The 8,562-nt window shown below is 56.2% G+C and carries 8 protein-coding genes; 6 read left to right on the top strand and 2 right to left on the bottom strand.

Annotation, left to right across the window (positions count from 1 at the left end; translation table 11 throughout):
- On the bottom strand, nt 1–881 hold an 881-nt coding region (locus tag AC221Y_RS16350; RefSeq protein WP_486707760.1), incomplete at its 3' end, for an AsmA family protein.
- Nucleotides 882–1,759: 878 nt separating this feature from the next.
- Here AC221Y_RS16350 and AC221Y_RS16355 point away from each other — a divergent pair.
- The 4 genes from AC221Y_RS16355 to AC221Y_RS16370 all read left to right on the top strand — a co-directional run bounded on the left by AC221Y_RS16355 (nt 1,760) and on the right by AC221Y_RS16370 (nt 4,142).
- On the top strand, nt 1,760–2,623 hold the full coding sequence (locus AC221Y_RS16355) for a DUF932 domain-containing protein (protein ID WP_486707761.1): 864 nt from the start codon (nt 1,760–1,762) through the stop codon (nt 2,621–2,623).
- Between the two features lie 59 nt (nt 2,624–2,682).
- The gene (locus AC221Y_RS16360; RefSeq protein WP_299756255.1) at nt 2,683–2,853 is read left to right on the top strand and encodes a hypothetical protein; all 171 of its coding nucleotides are present in this window, start codon (nt 2,683–2,685) and stop codon (nt 2,851–2,853) included.
- 30 nt (nt 2,854–2,883) lie between these two features.
- Nucleotides 2,884–3,390: a hypothetical protein gene (locus AC221Y_RS16365; protein WP_299756257.1), complete on the top strand. Its 507-nt coding sequence runs from the start codon at nt 2,884–2,886 to the stop codon at nt 3,388–3,390.
- A gap of 236 nt (nt 3,391–3,626) precedes the next feature.
- Complete coding sequence (locus tag AC221Y_RS16370) at nt 3,627–4,142, top strand: hypothetical protein (RefSeq protein WP_299756260.1); 516 nt, start codon at nt 3,627–3,629, stop codon at nt 4,140–4,142.
- Nucleotides 4,143–5,026: 884 nt separating this feature from the next.
- On the opposite strand, the gene AC221Y_RS16375 is transcribed toward AC221Y_RS16370, so the two are convergent.
- Nucleotides 5,027–5,947 (bottom strand): helix-turn-helix transcriptional regulator, encoded by a 921-nt coding sequence (locus AC221Y_RS16375; protein WP_299756263.1) that lies wholly within the window; start codon nt 5,945–5,947, stop codon nt 5,027–5,029.
- 140 nt (nt 5,948–6,087) lie between these two features.
- Here AC221Y_RS16375 and AC221Y_RS16380 point away from each other — a divergent pair, with 140 nt between their 5' ends.
- Nucleotides 6,088–7,473, top strand: a complete 1,386-nt coding sequence (locus AC221Y_RS16380) for an aldehyde dehydrogenase (RefSeq protein WP_299756265.1) — start codon at nt 6,088–6,090, stop codon at nt 7,471–7,473.
- A gap of 50 nt (nt 7,474–7,523) precedes the next feature.
- The coding region (locus tag AC221Y_RS16385; protein ID WP_486707762.1) for an amino acid ABC transporter substrate-binding protein at nt 7,524–8,562 on the top strand (1,039 nt) is incomplete at its 3' end.

Consider the following 8,562-nt stretch of genomic DNA (forward strand, 5'->3'; position numbering starts at 1 on the left):
CCAAAACGATAGCTGCCACTTGCGACTTCAATCTTGTCAGGGGCCATCGCCAAGGCACCGGAAACTTCGATGGGTAGGAACTCGGCAGACAGCGAGGTTTCCGCGCCCCCCATCAACGCAAGCAGCGCGCTGGGCGTGGGAAGCACGGCTGCAAAGTCGCCGCCAAGACGGCCATCAACTGAAGCATCGCCTGTGTAGTTTATCGTGTTCTGCCCAATCTTCGAGGACAGTGAAACACCCGTCATCTCGCCCGCAATTAGCGACGGCAGCGATACGATCTCGATATCAGCCGATGCGGTCTGCCCACCGGCAACAAAAGTGAGTGACGTCGTGAGGGGGGCCTCAACGCTCGACATAGAGGCCGTCACATTAACGCGCTCAAAAAGCAGGTCGGTCCCCGCAGCGTCGTCGCGATAGCTGATCGAGCCGTCTTGAATAGAGAGCGCGGCAAGCGATATCTCAGAGGGTTGCGATCCACCGTCGCTGCTTGTGCCGCCTGCGCTGTCAGCGCTCCAGTTCACGCGACCGTCACTGTCTTTGACAAGGTTCAAAGCCGGTCCGACCAAAGTGATCTCTTTAACGTCGATGCGCCGGGATATGAGGGCCCAAAGATCGACACCAACGCTCAAGGCCTCACCAGATATCAAAGGTACGTCGCCGGTCGTGCCTGCAATCTCAAAGGCACCCGTTCGAACACCAAGGTTTGGAAAAAGCTGTGGACGCAGCGATCCAGTTATCGTGACCTCCCGCCCAGACATTGAGGTGATCTGATCACCAGCGATCTTTGCCAGACGTTCTCCCGATATCAGGAACAAACTACCAACCAGAACAACAACAAGAACAACTAGCAAAGCGAACAGGCGGAACACTATCCGAAACACTGCAAAATCCTTTCCGATCCCATAACCTGACCCAACTGATTATTTTTGGAGTGTTAGTACAAGACCGGCTGGAACTCATCCTGTTTCTGGGCCGGTCTTCGTGCGGGCCAGAGACGGTTTCGTCCACGTTGCAGTATCGAGCGTCCGAAATGCTGCGCCATGCACGAGTGTTCGCGATGCCGTGCCGCGGCATCATTCTGGTTGTCTCTGGCAGTTTAGGGCAGGAAGCGCCTATCGGGCCTGTTACGGCCATGGTCACTTTGTCTCGCAAAACAGCCATTCGGCTGACCGGCGCTGAAGGTCCGTTTTTGTCCGTTTTGCGGAAGGTAAGACACTCGCAGCTATCGTAACTCCGAAATTGGCAATCCTTGGTATTAGGGCCAATCGCGCGCCATTGCCCTCGAGACCGGGCCTGGGGTCTCGTTGCCAGGCGGGTTTCCACGCAGGGTCCACGCCCTGAACTCCATACCCCAAATACCCTTGCACCGTCTCCTCCAGAGCTAGGACCCGCAACATGTGACCCCCTCGCCTCGGGCCGTTGTCATCTCCGCATTCGGGTGACGATCTCATTTCATACGCGCGCAGGATCAAAGATCCCTTGCCGTTTCTTGTTGGGTCAGGCGGGATTTGGGCACGCCAAACGCCCCCTTCCTGTCAGGGGGAAGGCGCAGCCTTCCCCCTCGGGCAATCCCATTAGACAGGGCCGTGTCCTCGGCTAACGCCTGCGGGCCGCACCACCCCCATCGAATGGCTTTGCCTCGCCCCCATCCGCGTTCGCCACGTGGCAGGTTTTAGAGACGACGCCCTTTCAGGGCCTTGCTCAAAACCAGCACCATTTGGGGATCAGCCTCAGCGGTCAAAGCACAAAGGATAAGGACATGAACACTTTCAATCGTTACATGCGCGGAATGTCGAATGGCGGATTGGCGACGGGTGAGGCCCTGACAAACGATCAACTGCTCAAGGCGGTCCCATCGATCTTTGCCACAGAAGCCCACGAAAGCCGCAGCGACAGGTTCGTGCCCGTGCCAACGATCGACGTTCTGGACGGCTTGCGCAAAGAAGGGTTCGATGCGTTCTTTGCCCAGCAGGCCCGTACCCGTATTGCCGGCAAAGCCGAGTTCACCAAACACATGATGCGCCTGCGCCATCGCTCAATCACCAACGCAGAGGGTGAGGCCTTCGAGATTGTTTTGGTCAACGCCAATGATGGCACCAGCAGCTATCAGATGATCCCCGGCTATTTCCGCTTTGTTTGTGCCAATGGCCTGATGGTGGGCGACACGTTCAATGAGGTGAAAGTGCGCCACTCCGGCAATGCCACATCGGAAGTGATCGAAGGCGCGTTTACCGTTCTGGACGATGCGGAAGACATCACCGAGCAGGTGCAGGCCTTCAAAGGCATCACGGTCAGCGATGCCGAGCGTACTATTCTGGCCGAAGCCGCACATCAATTGCGCTTTCCCGCTGCCCACAAGGAAGATGGCAAGCAGGCCCCGGTTGCAGCACAGAGGTTGCTTACCACGCGCCGGACCGATGATCGGGCGAGCGATCTTTGGACCGCGTTCAATGTCGTGCAGGAAAACACCCTCAAGGGCGGATTGTCGGGCCGCAGTCGTAACGCAGAAGGGCGCACCCGCCGCCAGCGCACGCGCGCGGTTGGCGGGATCGATCAGAACAAGGCACTAAACCGCGCCCTTTGGGCCCTGACCGAGCGCATGGCCGAGCTGAAAGCCACCTGAATAGCGGCGCGGTCTTTGAGGCCGCGTCTCTCACTCCCTGATCAAGGTGGAAAATCATCATGACAAATACAGTGTCACAAATCCCGCCTCACGCGCGGTTCAACACCCTTTGGAAAGGCGACGCGCTGGAGCAGTTCGAATGGTTCGAAATCATGCCGTGGCGGACCGACAAAAGCGAAGACGGTAGCGACCAGCGCGACCCCTATCAGGACATAGAAGGCGCCGCTTGAAGCGCGCAGCACGTTGAGAGGAAATAGATCATGAAACGCAAGATCGAAGAACGCTGCAGAGAGTGCGGCAGCACCGAGATCACGCATGACGCCATAGCGGAATGGGACAGCGAGAAGCAGGCGTATGTACTGATCGACACCCAGGAAGGGTGCTATTGCAACAGCGACGCATGTCAGGGCGACACCTGTCGCGTTGCAGAGTTCGATGTACTAACCGGCGAGGCCTTGGGACGCGCGCCGGGCGTAGTCGACTACATCCCGAAAGCGCAAGCGGATGCGGCATGGGCGGACTACCACAAAGAACGCAAGACTGAGCGCGAAGACGCCCTGTTGGAATGGATTGGTTCAGGCCGGGAGGACTGGGCCGCGAGCCAGTTTGCTGACGGTCTGCACGGCTATGTTCAAAGCAGAACGGATTACCTTGATACGTTCGCAACCGACGAGAAGGCGGTTGAGATTGACCCGGCAGCGCTGATGACCCTCAACGTGGCATCGAAAGTGTGCAAGGATACTCCCGGCTCGTTTGGCAATCTCTAGGACCCGGATGAAGTTCTGACTATTCTGGACGGATGGGCCGAGGAGGGTGACAAGGATGAGACATCCTTTTGGTTCGACCCGGAAAGCGCGGAGGATCGTATGACAATTCTGGCATGGTGCGAACAGGAGGGCCCGGATTTTGAGAACCGGATCTCTGAACTTGTGTGTTTCAATTTGTCGAACCAAAGCGAGGCGTCGGCTGCATTGGACGCCAAGCACCAGCGGGACCGTGCGTCATGACTGACATTCCATCAGCAGTCCGCCGTGTGTGGAAATCGGCTCAGCTCTATATCGGGTTTCATCGTGATCCGGAGGGCGAGAAGCGCGACACGCCCCATGTCTGGCCGCCCAAAAATGCGCACGCCACAATCCACAGCGACCCAGGTGAGCAGGAAGTGTTCCTGGTCCTCAAAGGCGCGGACGGCGACAGCGATCAGGACATACAGATCAAGCTTCGTCCTGACATGATCGTCTTGCGTCGAGATTTTGCCGAGGCATGGGAAGGCATAAAGATCGATGAAAAGACGGTAGCCGTCAAAGTCGGAGATGTATCGATCCGGATCAATCAGGATGGGTCGATCACACGTGAGGACGGCGACAGCACCACTTGGGTTGAGGCGGATGGCGGCGTCCTGAAGAAGACCGAGTTTGTGGAGGCATCGATGTCGCGGGACGGGGCCGAGTTGACGCGGCGCACTGCTGACAATCTGACCGCGATTACCGAACGCGGAATGGTGTCGAAAGATCGATAAGGCGCATGCCTTATCGAAAACGTCGAGAGCCTAGAAAAATACGTCTGTGGTAAATGCCCATCGATGTCCGGCAATTCGCTTCTCGCTCGCTTGTCCACTTTGATGTGTGGCGTTAGCGTAAACATGTTGCTTGTAGTATTGACGAGTTGGGCCGTGCCGCTTTCTCCCCGGCGCGGCCTTCTCTTTGTGTCCATAGGAGGACCAAAAGCTTCCCGATGCTGACGATCGCTGGGGTCCGTTCCGCGCGCTTTGATGCAGTTTGCGTTCAAAGAGCAGAGCTGGAGCTGCAGATTTTGGTAGTAAGGTCGGTCGGAGGCGTACTGGCCTCTTGGCATCGTTAATAACGAAAATAAGTGAGGGCGTTTGTTTTGGGGTGGGCGGCACTTTTGCTCATTATGTTGAGCGTCAAGGCGGGATTGAGAGAATGGCGCCTCGTTTCGCGAGTCTTAATAACGGCTGCGTTCTATCTCAGCGGCGCAGAACTGGTGATTGCCCTTCTTAAGAGGCCTTTCGCGGATTTGATGACGCTCCTTGCGTAAAAAGGGGCGTCCTGCGTCGCAGGACCAGGCTCTCGCTACCGCCCAAGCCACGTGGCGTCTTGGCCCTTCGGGTAACGATCCTTCGCACGGTCCCCAGATCGGCCAGCCGCAGCTACTCAAAGGCACTATCGGACGCAAAACGCTTGGTTGTTGAGACTTCGATAAGGTCTAACCCGTTTGGGAAACAGACATCAAAGTCAGAATTGTAGACCATCCTGACGGAGTCTGTTGCGTTCAATGGGCAGCATTTGTCTAGAAAGACCAAACCGCCGCCCCCGAGACCTACAGCGCCGAGCAGGCGCGTAGACCGTTTTGATAGTGTCGGCGATGTTTTTTTGCGACACCTCATGGCCAATCTGCGTAACTACCAACTTGCACCGAAGTCATATTGTCCCCCGGTTGCGTGCTTGCTTTGCGAAATGCCCCGGGGGGAACGCCCACTTCAGCTTTGAAAAACGCGCTGAATTGCGGCGTGCTGCGAAACCCGAGATGGTCGGCGATCTGATCCAATGTTTGATGCGAGCGTTGTAGCAAGGCCTGCGCTTCAAACGTCAGGCGGTCGCGGATAAGGCGCTGTGGTGGCTTGCCAAGTGTGCGACTACAAATGTCGTGTAACCGATCCGGAGACACGTCCAATTCAGCAGCAAACCGATGCACGGGCCAGCGTTCCCGCAGATGTGCTTCGACCAGATGGCGGAACCTTTCTAGGGTAAGATTTGCGGCTTTGTAGCTTTTGTCTTCGATCATTTCATTCACCCCAGCGCGCCAAAGCGATACAAGCATGATCCGGATTTGGGCCTCGATTACCGTCTCCATACCTGTTTGTCCTGCGTCAAGTTCTTTGAAGATTGCATCAAAACAGGCGGTAATCGTCCCGAGAATGGCGGGTTTCGCAGCGAGATTTAGCGTAAATTCTCGTGCCGACATCAGACGCAACGTTGCCGCTTCGGGTTTGTGACCGATGGCATTGCTCAATGTGGCATCGCCCAAGGTCATGATAACGCCATTGCTGCCTGCTTTTGCTTTGATGCGGGTGTCCGGTGACTTGGGCCCCCAATTAATGGCAGGCCCAACGATCGTCTCCTCGCTCTCTGGTTTGAGACGATATGCGCGGCCGGACAAAACCAAAATGCATTGCGAGGTCCGGCCAGGAAAATCGACCAATCCGCCCAAAAAACGGTCATCCAATCCGCTGCGAAAAAGTTCGGCATGAACTGTCGTTTGGCGCGCTGCAACAGGGGCGAAACCAGAGAATATGTTTTTCATCCCCAAATACTGACAATATTTGACCGGATATCAATATTTTTTGCGGCGTCTTTTCCTCTAGGCTGAACGAGCAGTCGCATTGGACGACATGCAGCGTGAACGTATGGAGGTGCGCTCACGCGGAATTTGGGGGGAGTTAAGTGCAACGTTCGGCTTTCAACCTGGCTATGGAAACCAGTGCAGATGAAACGACCTTGGTGGTCAACACTGCCGTGAATGCTGCCGCGTCGGCGTTTTCAGCGTGGTCTCGTTGGCCGACCTCAGAACGCGCCTTGGTCTTAGAAAAAATGATGGCGGTGTTGAATGACCACCGCGTGGAGTTCTGTGCACTTGCAGCTGAAGAAGTCGGAGCGTCCAAATCTTGGACTGAGTTCAACATTGATCTTGCGATTGGAATGCTCGCGCATGTCGCGAGCCTCGCCCCTGCTCTAGAGGATCATCAAGTCGTCGATCGACAGACCGGCAAACGCTCTATCATCCGCCGGCAAGCGGCGGGCGTGGTGCTGGGGATGGTTCCTTGGAATGCCCCGATTACGCTCGGGGTGCGCGCGATTGCAGGCGCATTAATGTGCGGCAACACCGCGGTGATGAAAGGATCAGAACATTGCCCCAAGACGCACCAGCATCTGGTCGATGCACTCAACAGTGCAGGACTGCCCGAAGGCGTTCTGACTTGCGTCGTTAGCCGCCCCGAAGAAGCGCATGACACAATGGTCCAGCTCATTGCGCACCCTTGCATTCGTCGGATTAACTTTACGGGGTCCACGCGGGTCGGTCGCGATGTTGCAATGGAAGCCGCACGCTATCTCAAACCTGCTCTGCTCGAATTATCCGGCAAAGCGCCTTTGATCGTATTGGACGATGCCGATCTGGATGCAGCAGTCGAAGCCGCCTGTTTTGGGGCGTTCTTCAACCAAGGACAGATTTGCATGTCCACCGATTGGATTATCGTCGTGAAGTCCGTGGCTGATGCATTTGTCGCCAAATTGCAGGTGCGGACACAGCAAATCAGGGCCGCTGATCCTGTGCACGAAGTCACCGTTTTAGGGCGCATGATTTCGGCAGAGGCGGCCCAACGGGTGAACGGATTAATCGAAGATGCTGTCTCAAAAGGTGCCCAGCTTTTGGTTGGCGGCCAAATCGATGGCTGCGTGATGCAGCCCGCATTGCTGGACGGCATTGCCGCCAATATGCGGATCTACCGAGAAGAAACATTCGGGCCACTGGCCAGCATCATGCGGGTACATGACGCTGAAGAAGCCGTTTCAATCGCCAATGATTCAGAGTTCGGCTTGAACGCGGCGGTTTTTTCCAACGACCTCAGTCGCGCGCAGTCAATCGCCGACCGGCTGGAATATGGCGTCGTTCAGATTAATGGGCCGACCGTACACGACGATCCCTCAATGCCATTCGGCGGCATGAAGAACAGCGGATATGGGCGCTTTGGCGGTGAGCAAGCGATCAATGAATTTACCGAACTTCGGTGGATAGCCACCCATCAAGAAGGCCACACACCGACACTTTGAAACCAGACGGGCACCTGCCCAAACGACCAATTGCAAACGGAGGATACGCAATGAACCGCAGACCATTTATGAAACTTGTCAGTGCACTGGCAATCGCAAGCGCATTGGCAGCAACCGCGGCCAGTGCCGAAAACATTCGCATCGGTGCTGTTGCACCCAAAACCGGCCCGCTTGCCGGTGGCGCGACCGTCACGCAGTGGCCATCAATTTATCTTTGGGTTGATCAGGTCAATGCCGCTGGCGGCCTGACCGTTGACGGCGAAAAGATGATGATCGAACTGATCGAATATGACGATCAAACCAACCCCGGCGAGACGATTAAGGCCGTTCAACGTCTCGCAACGCAAGACGACGCGCACTTCATCATCGCGCCCTATGGCACCGGTTTGAACCTTGCTGCCGCACCGCTTTTCGATCGCTACGGTTATCCACAAATTGCGGTGTCGGCCATTACCGACCAGCAAGCTGATCTATCCGCAAAGTTCCCAAACATGTTCTTCACATTGGGCACGACCACCGCACTTGCCGCCGACGTTGTAAATGTTCTCAGCGATATGCGTGATGCGGGTCAAATGGGTGACAAAGTGGCAATGGTCAACGTGGCCGATGCCTTTGGGATCGAATTGGCAACGGCTGCCAAACCTCTCTTCGAAGAGGCTGGTTTCAGCATTGTCTATGAAACATCCTACCCACTTGGCACGCAGGATTTGTCACCTGTCATCAAAGGTGCCGCCGCAGCTGAACCCGATGCCTTCGTGGCATGGTCCTATCCGCCGGACACCTTCGCCCTGACCGAACAAGCGATGATCGAAAACCTTGACGTCAAGGCATTCTACACCGCTGTTGCCACCCCATTTCCGGGCTATGGCGCACGTTTTGGTGCCGCCGCAGAGGGCGTTTTGGGTGCCGGTGGTGTTAACCCTGAAAGCCCCGCTTTCATGGAATACGCAGCAGCCCACGAAGCTGTGACTGACTCAAAGCCTGACTATTGGGCCTCTGCAACAACATATGCATCCCTCGAAATCTTGGCGCAATCGATCGAGGCCGTCGGTCTCGACCGCGCAGCGGTGACGGCACACCTCAAAGAAA

This window comes from Boseongicola sp., from assembly GCF_057460485.1.